At 64.7% G+C, this 17,252-nt stretch carries 14 protein-coding genes; 6 read left to right on the forward strand and 8 right to left on the reverse strand.

Annotation, left to right across the window (positions count from 1 at the left end):
- Positions 1-14: 14 nt before the first annotated feature.
- The gene (locus DDD64_RS03410; protein WP_039898916.1) at positions 15-452 is read left to right on the forward strand and encodes a metallopeptidase family protein; all 438 of its coding nucleotides are present in this window, start codon (positions 15-17) and stop codon (positions 450-452) included.
- Here DDD64_RS03410 and DDD64_RS03415 read toward each other — a convergent pair.
- Genes DDD64_RS03415 through DDD64_RS03425 form a run of 3 tightly spaced genes read right to left on the reverse strand, consistent with a single transcriptional unit; the run spans position 449 to position 5,214 of the window.
- Positions 449-1,828: a DUF5719 family protein gene (locus DDD64_RS03415; RefSeq protein WP_126135027.1), complete on the reverse strand. Its 1,380-nt coding sequence runs from the start codon at positions 1,826-1,828 to the stop codon at positions 449-451. The two genes, DDD64_RS03410 and DDD64_RS03415, sit on opposite strands and share 4 nt — an antisense overlap.
- A complete protein-coding gene (locus DDD64_RS03420) occupies positions 1,828-4,827 on the reverse strand; it encodes a glycosyltransferase (protein ID WP_126135028.1) in 3,000 nt (999 codons plus the stop codon). The genes DDD64_RS03415 and DDD64_RS03420 overlap by 1 nt, the downstream gene beginning before the upstream one ends.
- Before the next feature lie 36 nt (positions 4,828-4,863).
- On the reverse strand, positions 4,864-5,214 hold the full coding sequence (locus tag DDD64_RS03425) for a WhiB family transcriptional regulator (protein WP_016443139.1): 351 nt from the start codon (positions 5,212-5,214) through the stop codon (positions 4,864-4,866).
- Positions 5,215-5,434: 220 nt separating this feature from the next.
- Here DDD64_RS03425 and rfbA point away from each other — a divergent pair, with 220 nt between their 5' ends.
- On the forward strand, positions 5,435-6,325 hold the full coding sequence (gene rfbA, locus DDD64_RS03430; protein WP_126135029.1) for a glucose-1-phosphate thymidylyltransferase RfbA: 891 nt from the start codon (positions 5,435-5,437) through the stop codon (positions 6,323-6,325).
- Between the two features lie 122 nt (positions 6,326-6,447).
- On the opposite strand, the gene rfbD is transcribed toward rfbA, so the two are convergent.
- On the reverse strand, positions 6,448-7,305 hold the full coding sequence (gene rfbD / locus DDD64_RS03435; RefSeq protein WP_126135030.1) for a dTDP-4-dehydrorhamnose reductase: 858 nt from the start codon (positions 7,303-7,305) through the stop codon (positions 6,448-6,450).
- Between the two features lie 37 nt (positions 7,306-7,342).
- Complete coding sequence (locus DDD64_RS03440) at positions 7,343-9,037, reverse strand: DUF2142 domain-containing protein (RefSeq protein WP_126135031.1); 1,695 nt, start codon at positions 9,035-9,037, stop codon at positions 7,343-7,345.
- A gap of 170 nt (positions 9,038-9,207) precedes the next feature.
- Here DDD64_RS03440 and DDD64_RS03445 point away from each other — a divergent pair, with 170 nt between their 5' ends.
- The 4 genes from DDD64_RS03445 to DDD64_RS03460 all read left to right on the forward strand — a co-directional run bounded on the left by DDD64_RS03445 (position 9,208) and on the right by DDD64_RS03460 (position 13,969).
- Entirely contained in the window at positions 9,208-9,825 is a 618-nt protein-coding gene (locus DDD64_RS03445; protein WP_126135032.1) for a dTDP-4-dehydrorhamnose 3,5-epimerase family protein, read from the forward strand.
- A gap of 2 nt (positions 9,826-9,827) precedes the next feature.
- Positions 9,828-10,760: a glycosyltransferase family 2 protein gene (locus DDD64_RS03450; protein ID WP_126135033.1), complete on the forward strand. Its 933-nt coding sequence runs from the start codon at positions 9,828-9,830 to the stop codon at positions 10,758-10,760.
- Positions 10,761-10,888: 128 nt separating this feature from the next.
- Positions 10,889-12,277, forward strand: coding sequence for a glycosyltransferase family protein (locus tag DDD64_RS03455; protein ID WP_164545897.1), 1,389 nt, complete (start codon positions 10,889-10,891; stop codon positions 12,275-12,277).
- A 57-nt stretch (positions 12,278-12,334) separates the two neighbouring features.
- Positions 12,335-13,969, forward strand: coding sequence for a glycosyltransferase family protein (locus tag DDD64_RS03460; protein WP_126135035.1), 1,635 nt, complete (start codon positions 12,335-12,337; stop codon positions 13,967-13,969).
- Here the strand turns inward: DDD64_RS03460 and DDD64_RS03465 are convergent.
- From DDD64_RS03465 to DDD64_RS03475, 3 genes are read right to left on the reverse strand one after another with little or no spacing between them, the layout of a single operon-like run.
- Positions 13,883-14,806 (reverse strand): lysylphosphatidylglycerol synthase domain-containing protein, encoded by a 924-nt coding sequence (locus DDD64_RS03465; RefSeq protein WP_126135036.1) that lies wholly within the window; start codon positions 14,804-14,806, stop codon positions 13,883-13,885. The genes DDD64_RS03460 and DDD64_RS03465 overlap by 87 nt on opposite strands.
- The gene (locus DDD64_RS03470) at positions 14,803-15,993 is read right to left on the reverse strand and encodes a glycosyltransferase family 4 protein (protein WP_206435373.1); all 1,191 of its coding nucleotides are present in this window, start codon (positions 15,991-15,993) and stop codon (positions 14,803-14,805) included. The genes DDD64_RS03465 and DDD64_RS03470 overlap by 4 nt, the downstream gene beginning before the upstream one ends.
- A complete protein-coding gene (locus DDD64_RS03475) occupies positions 15,990-17,039 on the reverse strand; it encodes a glycosyltransferase family 2 protein (RefSeq protein ID WP_126135037.1) in 1,050 nt (349 codons plus the stop codon). The genes DDD64_RS03470 and DDD64_RS03475 overlap by 4 nt, the downstream gene beginning before the upstream one ends.
- Positions 17,040-17,252: the final 213 nt, after the last annotated feature.

Raw genomic sequence — 17,252 nt, forward strand, 5'->3', positions numbered from 1 at the left:
TGTAACCTTGGGGTATGGACACTTTTCCTTCCACGCCTCGCCCCCGCCGCCGTGATCGGCACGGACGGGGAATTCAAGGACCGGTGCTCCCCTATACCCTGCCCGCCTGGCGCACCCGCGCAGATAAATTCGATGACATCATCGCCTCTGAATTAGCGACGTATCGCGCCCATTTCGGTGAAGAAATGCGCGATCTTGATTTCGCGGTCATGGACGTTCCGGCTTCCGATCCCTCCCCCTGGGAGGATGGGGTGCCCCTCGCGCGCCTTCTTCCCTTCGAGCGCGGCGGCGCGGTGCGGGCCCGCCTGCTGTTTTACCGGATGCCAATGATGCGCACCGCGATGGCCAGCCCTTTCCCCCGTATCGTCATTCACGATATCGTCACCGAACAGCTTGCCGCGGCGATTTCTCGCCACCCCGAGGACATCGATTTTTTGCGGCGCGGTTTTTAGTTCTGGCGCACCGCGACGCGGGCGGAGAGCGCTTCGCGCTGGTCTGCGACCGCGCTCACCCAATCAATTCCGCTCGCCCCGCCAGCTTCCCCGTTCGGGGCAAGCACAAGCACGGCGGCACTCACCGGGTTTTCCGCCTCGATGCGGTAGCCGCGCGCAGCTTCGGGTAGTTCCACCGCGGTGTACCCCGAAACTTGGGCATCTACGGGGTCGAGGTCCACGCCGTCGGCTCCCACCGGGGTGATCTCCACGTGGCCGCGCCCGGCGAGGGCCAGGCGGGCCGGGCCGGGCCCGAAACTTCCCGCGGTGCGGGCGGCCGGGGCAACCGGGCTGGCCCAGGCCACATCTCCGCCGCCGCTCAGCGCCACACCCGCGGCGAGGGCCTGCGCCCCGCGCACCTGCACCGCGTAAGTGCCCGGGTCGATACCGGCCAGGGTGAGGTCCATAACCGAATTTGCGGCAATCTCCACGTCCTCCCCACCGGGAAGGGTGCGGGTGGTGCCGTTTTCTCCGGTCAGTTGCACCGTGAACGTCGTGGCTTCGCCCGGGTTGGCTATGCGCAGGGTGGAACCCTCCGGGATCCCCGGGATGGTGAGCTCCGTGGCGGCGGGGGCCCCGGTGGTGAAATCAACCCCGGCACCGCTGGTGCCGGAAATGCGCTGATTTTGCAGGGTCGCCCCGAAAGTGCCGGCCGGGGTGCTCAGGTGGAGGGCGAGGCGGGAGTCCTCAGCGAGCAGCCCGTCCAGGGTGTGGCGTACGGTGGAGCGCCCGGGAACGGCCACCCGTACCGTGCCGAGCGGACCGGCACCGCCCAGGCCGTCGACCCGCACGGTGATAGGCGCGGCGCCCGGATTGGTGAGCAGAAGCTGGTTGGAGTACCCCACGCTGGTGGCCGAAGCGGTGATCCACAGGTCCCCCGCCCCGCTCACGCAGGGATTAGCGGCCAGGCCGCGCCCGTTACCGCCCTGGGCACTGTAGGCCACCGCGCCGGAGAGGACCTCACCGGGATCGGCACTCAGGATCGTTCCGGTGGGAAGCGCGGCGCGCGCCTCCTTATCCGCGGTGCCGAAAAGCAGCACCTGGGTGGCGATGTTGTCCGCGTTTGCCCCGGGCGTGCCCTCCACGGTCATACCCGCGGAAATGGTTTGTTCAAATCCACCCCCGCACAGCAGCTGGGTGGGGGCTTCTCCCGCGCTGGCCACCTCCGCTTCTACCGCGCGGGGTGCGGCGGTAGGAAGAACGACGGCGGCCGCCGCTACCGCGGCGCCGATTCCCACCACCCCGAGTGCGCTACCGGCCCGCACCGTTAGATGCCGCCAGCGCGCCCCGCGCCCGCTGGCGCGCCCCGCTTCGGCTGCATCACGAATCTGATCCATTACTCGACCACCTTCCGCCGCACGGGGATGGCGACCACGAGCGCTGCGGCCACGGCAAGGATCCGCGCTGCGGCCACCAGCCCATCCCCGGTGCGGTTATAGGAGATTGTCAGGCGCCCAGAGCTCCCGGGTGGAATCTCAAAAGCCTGGGCCCATCCCGCGTTATAGGTGGGGAGGAGCTGGCCGTCCAGGCGAGCCTCCCAGAGCCGGTCATGCCGTTCGGCCAGGCGCACAATCCCGCCGCTGCGCCCCGCCCGCTCAGAGAGTTCGGTATCCGCACGGTAGCGCCCGGCGGGTAGTGCGCTGCCGTCCAGGGTGAGGCGCGCGGCGTCCACGGCACTCGCCTCGCTGCGGGTGAGCCGCCAGGAAAGCTGCTGCTCATTGGAGCTGATCATATCGAAACGCCCGGTTGCGCCCAGGGCGCGGGCCAGCTCTCCGGCGCGCGGGGCCTGGGCCGGAATGACCACGTAGGAGATGGCGTGTTCGGCTAGAGTCTCTGCGGCGCGCGGGTTTCCGGCGTTCATATCGGCGACGGCGCTGGCTAAGTCCGCTGCGGCGGCATCATTCGCGAAGTTTCCTTCCAGGGCCGCGAGCGCGCCGACCATGGTGCTATCGGTGAGTTGGCGGCCCGGCCCGCGCCAGATTTCGGCACGGATACCATCCTCAGCCGGGTAGAGCGCCAGGACCCGCACCCGGTCCGGGGAGGATGCTTCGAGGGTGGCGGCGGCCGGCACCGGCCGGCCGGTTTCCAGGTGCAGCTCGGTGGTGCCGGTGAGCGCGCGGCTGAGGTAGAGGCCCGACCCAGCCAGAGCACTGAGGATGAGGACCGCGACCGAACCAAGGCCTAGGAGTTGGAAGAGCCCGAAGGAGCGTCCGCTCATATCGGTACGCAGGCCGTCCCCGGCACTCACCAGGGCAATCCACAACCCGCCGAAGGCCACGCTCAAGCCGATACCGCTCCAGGCCGGCGCGCTGAGTGCGGTGGCGCCGTCGTACACCCGGGCCACGGAAACGTGAGTGGAGGCAACCGCCCAGGCGAAACCGGCCGCGGCAATAAGCCAGCCGGCGCGGATGCGCTGCCAGTTGCGGGCGCGCCCCAGGGCCAGCACCGCGATAACCACCAGGCAAGCCGCGCAGATCATGGCAATCTCCCCGAGCCACGGGAGGGACTCCGGCTGGGTGAGCGGGGAGAAGGAAAGGAGATCGAGCGGGACCGGGCGGGCGGCGAAGGGCTCTCCCGGAGTGGCGAAAAGCAGCCGCCAGTTTGCTTCCAGCCCGGGAATGACCACAACGGCTGCCGGGATCACCACCCACAGCCAGCGGGCACGCCGCCAGCGCAGCGCCCCCACCAGCGCAATGAGAAGAAGAACGGCGAGCATCACCGGGGCCGCCGCGGCCAGGTAGATACCGGCCAGCGCCGCGGTGCCCAGGCCCGCGGTGGATTCGATACGGTCGCGGGTGCGGGGCAGGCGCCACACGGATAGCACCGAGGCGGCCAGCACCGGCAAGAGAATATGGACGAGCGCTCCGGCCACATGGCCCGCGCTCAGTGCCCCCACCAGGGGCCCGGCCCCGGCCCACACCAGGCCGGCCACCGCGCGCACGTGCGGGGAGAAGGTGAGGGTGCGGGCCGCCCAGAAAGCCGTCATGCCGGCCAGCACGGGCGCGCCGAGAAGCAGGAGTACCGCCGCGTCCCCCAGGGTGCCCCCGAAGGGCTGCAGTACCAGGGCTAGCGGGGAAAGGAGGGTCCACAGCGCGTCGATGCGCCCCGGGGTGCCATCCCCTACCGCGAGCCAGCCGGGCAGGCTGGCGCGCAGCAGTTCCGTGCCGCTAAGGGCATCGGGGCGCAGCGCCCCGCCCATCAGGTACCCGCCGCGCAGCAGCGGGAAGGCAGCCACACCCGCCACGAGGGCGGTCAGGAGGAGGACGGTGCGCCGGGCGTGTGCGGTGGACCGGCGCCAGCGCCGTCGTTCTGCTTCTTCAAGCGGATTCGGACGCGCCACCAAACGGATTTTCTCCCGTTCGCTGCGTGTCATTTCGCGCCGGGCCGCACGCACATCGCGCCCGCGCGCTTCGAGGGCCGCGAGCCCGGCGCGGCTTTTTTCGGTACGACGGCGCCGCCGGCGCGCCCGCACCAGCGCGGGAAGGCTCGCGATCAGGCGGGCGGCCCCGCGCACTTCACCGTCCGCAAGCCGTGCCTCTTTACCGAGGAGGCGCACCAGCGCCCGCACCGGGGCGAGCAGCACGTAACCGAGGAAAAGGAAAGGCGCGAGCAGCGCGGGCGCGGCGAGCAGCGCGTTATAGAGTTGCGCGGCGCGGCGGGCCGCGAAAGAATCACGGCCGTCGTTTCCGAGAGACACACGCGCGTGGCGCACGGTGGCGGCAGGTTCGACGACGACGCGCCAGCCCGCTCCGCGCAAACGCCGCGAGAGTTCGAGTCCGTCCCCGAAAGGCCCCAGCCAGGTATCGAAACCGCCTACGTCGCGCAGGGCGCTGGCGCGCACGAGCATGCCGGCGCTTCCCACCGCGAGAACATCAGAACGCCCATCCAGCTGCCCGCCGTCGCGGTCGTCCAGGGCCACTTCGGGAACCCGCCGCGCGCTGCGGGTGGCGCGGATTCCGACTTCCAGAAGCGCACCCGGATCGGACCAGTCCACCTGTTTGCAGCCCACCGCGCCAATATTCGCGGCGTTTTCCAGGGTGCGGGCGAGATTCGCGAGGGCATCCGGGGCGGGGGCGCTATCGTCGTGGAGGATCCAGTAGGCGTCGTAGCCGGTGGTAGATTCTGCTCTGCTGGATTCTTCGGTATCGCGCGGTTCACCGCCCGTTGTGTCACGGCTATCCGCGGCAAGCGCCTCATTGACAGCCAGCCCGAGTTTTCCGGTGAGCACGCTGATGGCATCGGGTTTCCGGGTGGAGGATTCCAGCGCGGCGAGGGTGTCCTCCAGGTAGGCGGAGCCCGGCCGGGTAATAACGAGAGCGCGAATTCTGAACTGCATTGCTGTTGATGCTACGCCAGCGCGGGCGCTGGGCGGTTATGCCTCGCCGACGCGGCGGCGTTGCCGACTCAGGCGCCGGCGGTCATTATCCGACATGCCACCCCAGATACCGTGACGAATATCATGTTGGAGGGCGTATTCCAGGCATTCCTCCCGCACCGGACATTCGTGGCAGATCGAGGTGGCGGGGGCGGTGGAGCCGCCTTTTTCCGGGAAGAAAATATCGGGATCGGTTTGGGCACACAACGCGGATTCACGCCAGTGCAGGGATGCCGAATCGGCCTTCTCGTAACCGAGGTCGAAGATATCGAGCATGGCGTCCTGGGCGTCCTGCGGCGTCAATCCGCCGTTCCCCGCGACGCGCAAGCCGGGATTAATCCTCCGCACATGTCCTCCTCTAACCAAGGTGTCTTTATAAATTACAAGCGTGTCATACCCCAAAAGTCAAGCGAAAGCGGTATATTGCCCACCCGAACTTTCGTTCGAGTCCGGCGTGTTGCCGCGTCCGGGCGCGCCTTGCGCCGCTTGGGCGATTTGCTCACAATCACCGCGGGCGTAACCGGCCCGGCCGGTGGCGCCCGGCCTGCAAATAGGCAAAAATGACCCTATGCGTGGAATCATTCTGGCCGGAGGCTCCGGCACTCGACTTCATCCCGTTACGCTGGGCACCTCCAAGCAGCTCGTACCCGTGTATGACAAACCGATGATCTACTATCCGCTGAGCACCCTGATGCTCGCCGGGATTCGTGACGTCATGGTCATTACCACACCCGAAGATGCCCCGGCCTTCCACCGGCTCCTCGGGGACGGCAGCCAATTCGGCATCAGCATTTCTTTCGCGGTGCAGGAAGTGCCCAACGGCCTGGCTACCGCTTTCACCATCGCCGCGGATTTCATCGGTAACGAACCGGCCGGGCTGGTGCTCGGAGATAATATTTTCTACGGCCCCACGATGGGCCGCCGCTTGGAACGCAATACCAATCCGGATGGTGGCGCTATTTTTGCTTACCATGTCTCGGATGCGCGCGCCTACGGCGTCGTCGAATTTGACGAGAATTTCAAGGCAATCTCCATTGAGGAAAAGCCCGCCCACCCGAAGTCCAATTTCGCGGTACCGGGTCTGTACTTCTACGACAATGACGTTATCGAGATCGCCCGCAACCTCGAGCCGTCCGCACGCGGGGAATACGAAATCACCGATGTCAACCGCAAGTACCTGGAAGCGGGCAAACTCAAGGTTGAGGTGCTCGACCGCGGTACCGCGTGGCTAGATACCGGCACCTTCGATTCCCTCGCGGATGCCACCAGCTTCGTGCGCACCATCCAGGCCCGCCAGGGTCTTTCGGTGGGCTGCCCGGAGGAAGTTGCCTGGCGGCGCGGATTCCTCACCGATGCGGAACTGCGAGAACGCGGGGAGAAACTGCGTAAATCCGGTTACGGGGACTACCTGCTCGGGATCCTGGAAGCCCAGCACGATATTCCTTCGGCAAGCTACTAAAGCGCTACTCGAGCGAGCCCACCGGGCGCGCGACTCGGGTCTACTCAAATAAGCGGGGCGGCTGACATGGTGTCGGCCGCCCCGTTCGTCTACCGAGCTAGCTCGCTAGCCCGAGTACTCGACTAGCCCAGGTACTCCGCGAGCACGCTCGGTGCCGCGGCTTCCCAGCGGTCCTTCCAATCCCCGATCGGCTCGATACCGGCCCGGCGCAGGGCACCGTGCGAGAGCACCGAGAAATGCGGGCGCGGGGCGGGGCGGTTGAAAGCAGCAGCCGTCGTCTCCCCCACCATCGCCGGGTCTTTGCCCAGCGTCGAAACGATCTCGCGGGTGAAATTCCACCAGTTCGTCTTTCCCGAGGATGTTCCGTGGTAGGTCCCGGAGGGAATATTTGCCTCGACCATGCGGTAAATCAGATCCGCGAGGTCCACGGTCCAGGTGGGCTGGCCCACTTCATCGGTCACGACGGACAGCGCATCGCGTTCGGAGGCCAGGCGTGCCATCGTCTTCGGGAAACAATTACCCTGCGCGCCGTAGAGCCACGCGGTCCGCACGATGTAGTAGTCGTCCGTTTCGGCACGCACCGCCCATTCGCCTGCGGCTTTGGTGCGTCCGTAGGCACCCTTGGGGTTCATGACGTCATTTTCTTCGTAAGGGTCCACGGCGTCGCCGGAAAATACATAATCGGTGGACACCTGCACCAGTTTCGCGCCGATATGAGCGGTGCGCCGGGCCAGGATCTGCGGGCCGGTTGCGTTGATGGTGAAGGCCGCAGCCTCCTCGCTTTCGGCTTTATCTACGGCTGTGTGCGCAGCAACATTAACGACGACGTCGACCTTATCGACCAGGTGCGCTACCGCGGCCGGATCGGTAATATCCAACTCGCTCTTATCCACGGCGAGCACGTTCTGCCCGCGCTGTGCGAGCAAAGCAACGAGATCCTGGCCGAGCATTCCCCGACTTCCGGTAACCATCCAGCGCATGGGTGTCCTTTCCTTGTCTATACCCGCGTTATTGTACTCATTGGACCGAAGCCGCGGCAGGGTGAGATGAGCTGGCGCTTTGGTGCGTCGGCCTCACGGGGTGAAACTGGGGCAGCAGCTGGGCGCGGGTAAGCCGATAACACACTACTCCGGCCGCCAGGAGCGCGGCATACCCGAGGGCCGCGACGCTCACGAGCAACGGTGCCGGCAGTCCAGTCGCACGTGCCCAGCGTTCTACACCTATGCCCAAGAAAGCCCCCGGGTAGCACGAGCGCAACCACAGCAGCATCGCGTACGCGGAGAGGAGCATGCTTCCGGCCACCAGCGCGGGGAGGAGGAAACTGCGCCACCCTGCTTCTTCGCGGTAGCGGGGCCGGCTCGCGGTTTCGGGCAGTGGCGGATCCCAGTGGTGCCCGGCCGCGCCCATCGTGATGACCACGAGCAAGCCCACAACTCCGGCAAAAAGATAGCGGCCCTGCACTCCGCCGATAATTCCCAATCCTCGGTACTGGCTATACGCCTGCACGATAAGCATCCCTAGGACCAGCACAATATTCGAGGTGAAGATGAGGAAGCGCCACAGCTTATCGGGGTGGGTGCGGAGGGCGCGAACAAGAAGAATAAGTGCGAGAAGAGTAAGAAGAATGAGGAGGGGCGGGGCAAAAGTGACATCTAGCCACCCGAAGTCCGACCAGAAGGAGTCCACAAAGGACGTGGTCACCCGCTCAGCAAAGAAGCCGATGTCGCTGCCCGGCGCTTTGGCTTCGGCCTGGAAACCATCCGGTTGGATAACGCCGTAGCGCAGGATATTGCGCAGCCACCAATACCCGCCCGTCACGACACCGATGAGTCCCGCACTCAGTCCCTGGGCCAGGCGCCGCCCCCATGTTCCTACGCGCGGATTGGCAAGGAAGGCGAGAAAGACCACCAAGCCCATGGGAATGAAAATCCCCTTGCTCCACAAGCCGAGCCCCAGGGCAAGCCCCGCCCCCAGGACGGTACGCCACCGCCCGGCTCCGAACATGGCCGCGCTCACCGCTGCCATGGTGAGGGCTCCGGCACCGATGAAGAGCGCGTCATTGGTAACCGAAGCGGAGATAAAGGCGAGCATGGGGATCGCGTACACGGTGCCGGAGGCCAGCAGAGCGCCACGTCGGCTGAGGCCGGCGCGGCGGGCCGCGAAAATAAGGCAGGGCACCAGGGGCGACGTCAGCACAATGGAATAGAGCCGCAGGGTGAGGATCTGGCGATCCCAGGGGGCATCCGTTAGCCCGGTGGCGCGGAGCACCAGTGCCCCGCCGGCGTAATAGAGCGGGGGATGCTGGGTCATCTGATCCAAAATCGGAACTCTCCCCTCGGCCCGTAGGGAACTGCGCTGCTCGTGCGGGAGAATTTTCTGGCTGGGATAAGAATCCGGATCTGCACCTATCCAGGCATCTCGCCCCAGGCGAGTGCGGTAATGCAAGGAGTAGCTGGGGGCACCCTCCACGAGCAGACCACTAGCCCGCGACGCCTCAAAAATATCGCGGTAGAGCCAGCTTGTTCCCGGATCGGGCCACTGCCCCGTCTGCTCGAGTCGAATAATGGAATTGAGGTGATGGGGTTCATCCGGGGTACGCAGCGGCGGGCTGCCAAGGGCCCAGAGCATTTGCCACAGAAGGAAGAGAACCGTGAGGAAGCCCGCGCACGTGATGAAACGGCGTGAGCTCATGGTGGTATCGGTGCTTCTCATACGGTCCTTCGGGGAATTGACAGGGCGCCTGGCGGCCTGCCCTCCTCACCGGCTAAATGAGGCCGGGACCAAGGAAAGGCGCTAGCTCTTCCAGTCTAGCTTCCGCATCACCGGCGCGGAGACGGTATCGTAGTTCCCGTACATCGAGTAGCCGACATAAGGATAACGTCATGGAGATTCGGGAATTAGCGATTGCGGGCGCATGGGAAATCACCACCAAACATTTCCCCGACGAACGCGGTATTTTCTTGGAAGCCTACAAATCCTCCGTTTTTGAAGAAACAATCGGTCATCGTTTGGATGTGCGCCAGGTAAATACCTCCGTGTCGAAGGCAGGCACCGTCCGCGGTATCCACTTCGCTGATGTGCCGCCCAGCCAAGCAAAGTACGTGATGTGCCCGCGCGGTGCGGTTCTCGATTTTGTTATCGATATCCGGGTGGGATCCCCCACCTACGGAAAATGGGATTCCGTTCTTCTCGATGATGACACTCGGAAAGCCATTTATATTTCGGAGGGCCTGGGTCACTGCTTCGTAGCTTTGGAAGATGATTCCACCGTGGTCTACCTGTGCTCGGCGCAATACGCTCCCGGGAGGGAACACGGGGTGAATCCGCTGTGCTCGCAGGTGGGGTTGGTCTTCCCGGAAACTGATCGGCAGGGCAAAAAGCTCGAGCTGCTGCTCTCCCCGAAGGATACCGAGGCCCCCGGTCTTGACGAGGCTGAACGCAGCGGGCTCCTCCCCCGCTACGAGGATGTCCAGGCATTCCTTGGCACTCTGCGGAGCTAAATATGAAGCGGGCTGAGCTATCTGCCCTCGCCAACCAGGTCACCGCGGTCGTGATCACCTATAACCCGGACGGGAATTGCGCTGCTCGTCTCACCGCGCTGGCCATGCAGGTCGGGCACGTGGTGGTTATTGATAACGGTTCGGAAGAATCGCGCCGGACAGCCGTAGCGGAAAGCGCCCGCGCGGTGGATGCCCAGTTCATTTCACTCACCCAGAATCTCGGGATTGCGGCGGCCACGAATATCGGCATTGAGCAGGCTCGCGCCCGCGGCGCTCGTTTCGTACTGCTCATGGATCAGGATTCCCTGGTCGGCTCGGATATGGTGGCCCGCCTGCTCGAGGTACTGGCCGGTGATCCTCAGATCGGTGCCGCCGGCCCCCTCCCCAGCGAAGAACGCGAAGGAGAGGACCAATTGGTCTATGTTGCCCGCGAGTGGGCCCCCAAGCGCGCCACCGCGGCCGAACTGGAACGCCCGGTCCTCGACGTTGCTTTCCTTATCGCCTCCGGCTGCCTCATTCGGATGGAGACGCTCGATGACGTGGGCGGGATGGGCACCGCCCTCTTTATCGACCACGTGGACCTGGAGTGGGGCGTGCGGGCCCGCAGCCAGGGGTGGCGCCTGGTGTGCGTGACGGCCGCCCGGCTCTACCACTCCCTAGGTGACGCCGTCGTTCTTCTTCCCGGGCGCACGCAACCGGTCCACGTCCATGCCCCGATCCGCAATTACTATCTGGTGCGCAATACCGCCCGGGTGATTGGCAGTTCGCTATTCCCGGGCAAGTGGCGGGTACGCTATGCCTGGTGGCTGGTGAAATACCTGGCCTTTAACGGGCTGCTCCTCGACCGCGGGGCCGAGCGGCGCCAGCTCATGCGCCAGGGATTACGTGATGCGCGGCGGCGGCGCGGCGGACGCATCGGTGATGCGGCAGTATGACACCTCGTCCGCACCGCCCCGCTCCTCCGGCTGCTCCGGCTGACCCGCCCGCTCCCACCTCCCGCGGCTTGTGGTCCCCTCGGATTTTCCTTTTTTCTTTTCTCGCTTTTCTCTGCTACACCACAGGCTTGAGCCTGCTCACCCCGCTGCAGGGCTCCCCGGATGAACCCGTGCACGAAATATACGGGTACCAGGTGGTCACGGGTAATATCCCGCTCGAATCGGAACGGGTGCTCGCCCCGCGCTACCTGCGTTCGGGTGCCCCCGATTGCTGGCGCACCACCCGTGCCCAAACGGCGTGGTGTTCACCCCCGCTCAGCTCCGATGCCACCCTGCGGGAAATGGGAACAAGCGCGGTCAATTATCCGCCCCTCTACTACGCCCTCACCCACCAGCCCCTGCGTTTCCTCAGCGGTGCGGCGGCGCTCTGGGCCGTGCGGATATGTTCCGCGCTGCTCTTTTCGTTACTGGCAGCTTTCGGGGTTTCCGCCTTCGTGGCCGGCCTGCCCCACCGCCTCGAAGCCTGCATCGCCCTCACCGTCCTCACCCCGGCTTTTTTCACCTTCGCGGGTTTTTCCAATCCCCAAAGTCTGGAAATCGGGGCGGCCCTCGCCATGGCCGGGTGCCTTATCCCGCTTGTTCGGTCCCTTCCCCCGCGGGAAACTGCGGGGCGGTGGATCACGGGGGGCTGCGCGGCACTCCTGCTCATTCTGGCACGCCCGGTAGGTCCGTACTGGGCTATTGCCATGTGCCTGCTGCTGGCCGGGGTATTCGGGCGCGAGCGGGTGCGCACCTATATTCGTACCCGCGCTTTCGGGATATTTATGGTACTCTGCGCGGCCGGGTGCCTGGGCTGGCTGGCCTGGACCCGCATCTCTACAATCTACGGCCCCACCCCCACCGAAGTTATCAACGACGGCTGGGGTGCTCTCACGTTGCGCCTGCTCGGGAACTTCCGCTACTACATGCACGAAACCATCGGAACGGCCGGCTGGCGCTCGGTCACCACCTCGGTACCGGTCACGGTGCTCTACTGGGTGGTCATCTTCGCCGTTGTGGCGGCCGCGTGGCATGGGGGGAAGGCGCGGCACCGGGTGTCTATCGCCCTGGCTTTTATATCGCTGCCGCTCAGCGCCGTCCTCATGAATACCCTGGTGCTCAGCCGCACCACCTTCCCTATCTGGCAGGGCCGCTACGGCTTCCCCTTCCTCTTCCCGCTCTTCTGGGTGTGCGTGATGGTCATAGCGACCTCCGGGCGCCGTCGTTCCACGGTGAGCGGGGCACTCGCTCGCGCGACCTCCGCTCTTTTCTTCCTGGCCACCGTTGATATCACGGTGCGGATGGCCTGGCGTTTTTACGCGGGCATCACCACGGCGCCACTGGGGCGGGTCCTCACCGATACCCCGCCGCACGCCATCATCGGCGCCGCGCTCGCCATCACAGTAGCGGGAACGTACCTGGTGTTCACGTGGCGCTACGCGCGCAGATGTGCCGATTCTCCCGTACCCGTCATATAATTCCTTGGGCTTACTTGTTATGAGATGTACGTAAATCAATGACTAATCGAGGTGATCATGGGCGGCGATGCTGCTGAGGCGCGTTCCATCGATTTTTCGCGGGACCGCCGGCGGGTAGTGCACGGGAAAATGTTCCTCCTCGCCTTCGTGGGTTTCTTTATCTATGCGATGGGACTCAGTTTGCTCACCCCGCTCAACGGCGGCCCCGATGAAACCCAGCACGAAATTTACGGCTATGCCGTGGTCACCGGGCAAATCCCTCAAAAGAGTATCCGCGTGGATGCCCCCGCTTTTTTGCGGCGCGGTGCCCCCGATTGCTGGCGCCACGACCCGGCCGCCACCGCTTTCTGCTCCCGTATTTTCACCACAAACGACGAACTCATCTCCCAGGGCACCTCGGCGGTTAACTATCCACCGCTCTACTACTACCTCACCCACTGGCCCCTGCTGCTGGCCTCCGGGAAATATGTGCTCTGGGGTATCCGGGTGCTCTCCGCCGGGCTTTTCGCCGGGCTGGCCGCGCTCGGCTTCTCTTCTCTTTACGCGGGGCTGCGCAGCGCGGCGCTCCCCTATCTCACCATCGGCCTGCTCGCTCCGGGTTTCTATTCCCTCAGCGGTTTTTCTAATCCGCAATCGATGGAAATCGGGGCGGCCCTGGCCCTCACCGGTTTCCTCCTCCCCCTCCTCAACCGAGTTCCCGCCCGCGAAGAGCTGTGGCGCTGGATCGGCGGAGGTCTAGCCGCTATCCCCCTCATTTGCGCGCGCCCGGTGGGTCCCTACTGGGCGATACTGCTGTGTCTACTTTTCGCAATTATTTTTGGGCGCGTGGCGGTACAGCGCTACCTGCGCACCCCCGGATTCTGGATTTTCCTCGCGCTATGTGCCCTGGGGTGCCTCGCCTGGTTCGGATGGAATTACCTGTCCTCCACCTACGGGAAAGCACCCGATCCGGTGGCGAATAAGGGTGCTTTCCGCATGGGTCTGCAGATTCTGGGGACCATGCCCTATTACATCCACGAGACAATAGGTACCGCGGGCTGGCGAAACGTGGAGCCGAGCAGCCCGGTCTCCCTGTGCTACGTCATTTTCTTCGCCTGCTTGCTTATCGCTGTCTACCGGGCCGGGGCGCGCCACCACCGCCGCGCCGTTATTTTCGGGGTGGTGGTCCTCCCCTTCAGCGCCCTGCTGCTCAATACTGCGGTGGCGGATCGTATCCCGCTGGTTATGTGGCAGGGGCGCTATTGGTTCCCCTTCGTTTTCCCGTTCTTGGTGACATGCGCGGCGGCCCTCCTCCAGCATCACGACCTGCGTAAACAGACGGATCCCGCGCGCGCCTCCCGCCTCCTTCCGGTTCTTTCCCTCGCCGGGGCACTGCTCTTCGCCGTCACCACCATTGATTTCACGGTGCGGATGGCCTGGCGTTTTTACGTGGGCTTGCGTACCCCGGTGTTCGCGGTCGCCTGGACGACGCCGCCCCGCGCGCTCCTGGGTCTCCTGTTGTGCGTGGGACTTTCCTGCGCGGTTGCGTACGTTGTTGTGCGCCGCTACCGCCCGCATCTGAGCGCGCTACGTGCCGCATGGCACGAGTATCTGCATCCGCAGACTCTAGCGGCGGGCCGCACGGCGCGCGGCGAAACCGGCGAGGAGCCCGAGGCTCACGTCCGCGATAGTCGTGAAAACACGCGAGAGTAGTACGACGACGACAACCGGCCCGCTCCCAACCGCGGTAGACAGTACTGCGGCAAGAGCCAGTTCCCGCACCCCCACCCCGGCCGGGACGAAGAAAACAAGAAAACCGACGGTCCAGCCTAGCGCGTAACCGCCGGTGGCGAGCAGGAAGGTGGGGATGGAGGCGGCCATGCCCTGATAAATGAGCATGAGCCAAAGCTGGGCGCCCATGAGGAGCCATCCGGCCGCGGCCCACAATGCTGCCAGGCCGGTGCCGCGCCAACTCAGCTGTGCTTCCAGTTGCCCGCGCCGCAGAATTTTTAGGCCCAGGCTAATGATTTTATTGAGAACCGGTGGAATCAGGGCCACCACGCCCACCGGGATGGCCAGGGCAAACCAGCCGTAATCCGCCATGAGGCCGGCCGGGCCGAGGAGCAGCGCGAGGACCGCCAGCACCAGGCCGGTAACGATGGAAACCACCATGGAGACGAGCAACGCCACGAAAGAGCGCCGCCGGGCGATGGAATGCGCCGCGCCCATTTCCGCGGCCGCCACGAAATTCCACACTCCGCCGGGCAGGTATTTCGCCACTTGGGAGCTATAAAAAATACGCCGGGCTACCCGCGCGGGGACGGGCTGGCCCACATCATTGAGAAGGTAGCGCCAGGAAACCATCGTGCAGGCCACGTAGAGGAGAGATAGCGCGATTCCGGCCAGACTCACCCACCAGGGCAGTGCGGCTAGCGCCTCTCCCACGGCCTCCCGGTTGGCCACGATGGCCCAGATCGCGGCCATGACCGCGAGGATCATAAACCCGGCCCGCACGGGAGGCGCTTGCAGGACGCTCAGAATTTTCTTCACCGGGTGCTCTTTTCGCCGCTGTGGTGGATATCTGCACCAAAATCTGGGACTTTGCTGCGGCTCGTGCCGCGCCGGCCCGGGACTCGGTCGAGGGCGGCGAGGAGGGGGCGCACCACCTGGGCGGGGTGGAAAGCTAGATCCGCGCGCGCGGCGGCACGGGTGCGTGCCGCGGTAACAACTTCCGGATCCGCGGCAAGGCGGACGAGCATATCGGCTAGCGCCCTGGCATCCCCCGCGGGAACGTAGCAGGCGGCTTCTTTGAGCATCTCGCGTTGCGGGGCGGTATCCGAGGTGATGAGGGCCAGGCCGGCGGCCATGCCCTGATAGGCCTTATTCGGAACCACACGCTGGGCCTTATCCGAAGTTCCGAAGATTCCCAGGCAGAGGTCATGAGTGGCGATATCGCGCGGCAGCGCGGCGGCGTCGACCCAATCCCGCCACGTCACCCGGACGTGCGCGCCCTCGCCCGCCAGAATCTCGCGCACTTCAGCATAATCTTGACCGGTACCGATGAGGGTAACCTCGAGGTCCACGCCGCGTTCCTCGACGAGGCGCAGGGCACGCGCAATCGTGACAGTGCCCTGTAGCGGCGTGAAGAGGCCGTAAAAAACCACGCGGGGTGGGGTGTGGACCGGATGCGCGCTGCGGGCCGCGAAGAAGCTTTCCGGCGAGCCCACGGGAACAACAACGCCGCGAGCGCGCAGGGCTTCGGGCATATGTGCCAGGTGCGCGGGGGTATCCAGGACCGTGATGGTGGAGGCGCGAATAGCGGCGCTATCCAGGGTACGCAGCAGGCGGTCTTTGATGCCGGTGTTCAGGCCGCGGTCGGTGGCGGTGGTGGAGGCGAAAATAAGGTGGTCGAGCACGATGGGGGTGCGTGGGAAAAGGAGACGGGCGAGGAGCACATCAAAGTGGCCGAGGTAGCCCACCACGATAACGTCCGGGGCGTGCGGGCCGCGGAAGCGCCGGGCTCCGCGCACCAGGCGCCACCAGTGCCGGGCAATATCCGCACCGAAAGAAAGTGCCCCGCGGGCGCTGGCGAGCGCAGCTACCCGCCCGGCGGTGCCGGTATCGAGGGGGTAGTTGAGTTCACGCACGGTATGCCCGTGGTCAGCCAATCCGCGCAGCAGCACCCCTACCCGGGGGTGGTTCGCGGTGTTGTAGGTGCCAAAGCCCAGGATTCTCACGCGCGGGCCTCCCCCGCCTCGCCCACCTGGCGGGATTCCAGCTCATCGGGCACCTCGAGCGCATGGGGGGCTTGCTCGATGCTCGCGGTGGCAGCCAGCGGGCGCGGCGGGCCGAAGCGCAGGGCTTTAATGCCCTCCAGTTGCTGTTCGAGGAGCACGCGATTGGTTTTCAAAAGGTCCGCGATGATGAGGATAGTGATGGAAATAATCGAAGCCACGATCATGGCCGAGCCGAAAATAAGAGATTGGATATGGCCTGCGCCCTGGCCCATGAAGTAGAAGATGAGGAAGCGTATGAAAGGAATGGCACCGAGGATCCCGGTAATCGCCGCCGTCCAGCCGAGGGGCACATGGGGTTTAAACATGAGGTAGGAACGCACAATCGCGGTTCCCGATTTGAACATGTGCTGGAAAATATTGGAAAACAGGCGCGATTCGCGAGTTTTCGGGTTGGTGGTAATGGGTACGGAGTCGATACGCAAGCGCTTATTACCGGCCTGAATAATAGTCTCCATGCAATAGGAGAATTGGGTGACCACATTGAGTCGGTAGAGCGCGCCCTTGGAGTAGGCGCGGAAACCGGAGGCAGCGTCCGGGAGTTTGGTGCCGGCCGCCCGATTGACCACCCGGGAACCCACATTCTGCATGAGCTTCTTGAAACGGGAAAAGTGCGCGATTTTGGAGGTTTGCCGGTCCGCGATAACGATATCGGCCCGCCCGGCCACAATCGGGGCCACTAGTTCCGGGATAGCTTCCTGGGGGTACTGGTTATCGCCGTCGGTATTCACCACGATATCCGCGCCGTTCGCGAGCGCGTATTCCACGCCGTCCCGGAAGGAGCGTGCCAGGCCCTGGTTGCGGGCGTGGCGTACAAAATGGGTGACCCCGTAGGATTTAGCGACCTCCACGGTCGCGTCCGTCGAACCGTCGTCGATAATAAGGATCTCTATGCTATCGATGCCCGGAATTTCCTTAGGGATGGATTCCAGCACCAGGGGCAAGGTTTTTTCCTCGTTCAAACACGGAACCTGCACAAATAGTTTCATATCCCTCTCCGCCATATCAGCGATTATCCAGCACCTAGCCTAACAAGCTACGCGGGCTCGTACGGGGAGATACGCAGGTGCACGCTGGGAGGGCGCCGGCATCCCAACAGTATCCCGCGCCGCGAGGTCCGTGCTTCCCGCGCCGCGGTGCGCCGCTACAGTACAATTCAAAGAACAGAACAGCCGATGCCGCCTCTTCAACCAAAGGATTCC

Source organism: Actinotignum sanguinis (genome assembly GCF_003957255.1).
Taxonomy (GTDB): domain Bacteria; phylum Actinomycetota; class Actinomycetes; order Actinomycetales; family Actinomycetaceae; genus Actinotignum; species Actinotignum sanguinis.

Bases quoted from the DNA above. Each gene is read 5' to 3' on its own strand.
- DDD64_RS03410 (WP_039898916.1), top strand. From the start codon at position 15: ATGGACACTTTTCCTTCCACGCCTCGCCCCCGCCGCCGTGATCGGCAC.
- DDD64_RS03415 (WP_126135027.1), bottom strand. From the start codon at position 1,828: ATGGATCAGATTCGTGATGCAGCCGAAGCGGGGCGCGCCAGCGGGCGC.
- DDD64_RS03420 (WP_126135028.1), bottom strand. From the start codon at position 4,827: ATGCAGTTCAGAATTCGCGCTCTCGTTATTACCCGGCCGGGCTCCGCC.
- rfbA (WP_126135029.1), top strand. From the start codon at position 5,435: ATGCGTGGAATCATTCTGGCCGGAGGCTCCGGCACTCGACTTCATCCC.
- rfbD (WP_126135030.1), bottom strand. From the start codon at position 7,305: ATGCGCTGGATGGTTACCGGAAGTCGGGGAATGCTCGGCCAGGATCTC.
- DDD64_RS03440 (WP_126135031.1), bottom strand. From the start codon at position 9,037: ATGAGAAGCACCGATACCACCATGAGCTCACGCCGTTTCATCACGTGC.
- DDD64_RS03445 (WP_126135032.1), top strand. From the start codon at position 9,208: ATGGAGATTCGGGAATTAGCGATTGCGGGCGCATGGGAAATCACCACC.
- DDD64_RS03450 (WP_126135033.1), top strand. From the start codon at position 9,828: ATGAAGCGGGCTGAGCTATCTGCCCTCGCCAACCAGGTCACCGCGGTC.
- DDD64_RS03460 (WP_126135035.1), top strand. From the start codon at position 12,335: ATGGGCGGCGATGCTGCTGAGGCGCGTTCCATCGATTTTTCGCGGGAC.
- DDD64_RS03475 (WP_126135037.1), bottom strand. From the start codon at position 17,039: ATGAAACTATTTGTGCAGGTTCCGTGTTTGAACGAGGAAAAAACCTTG.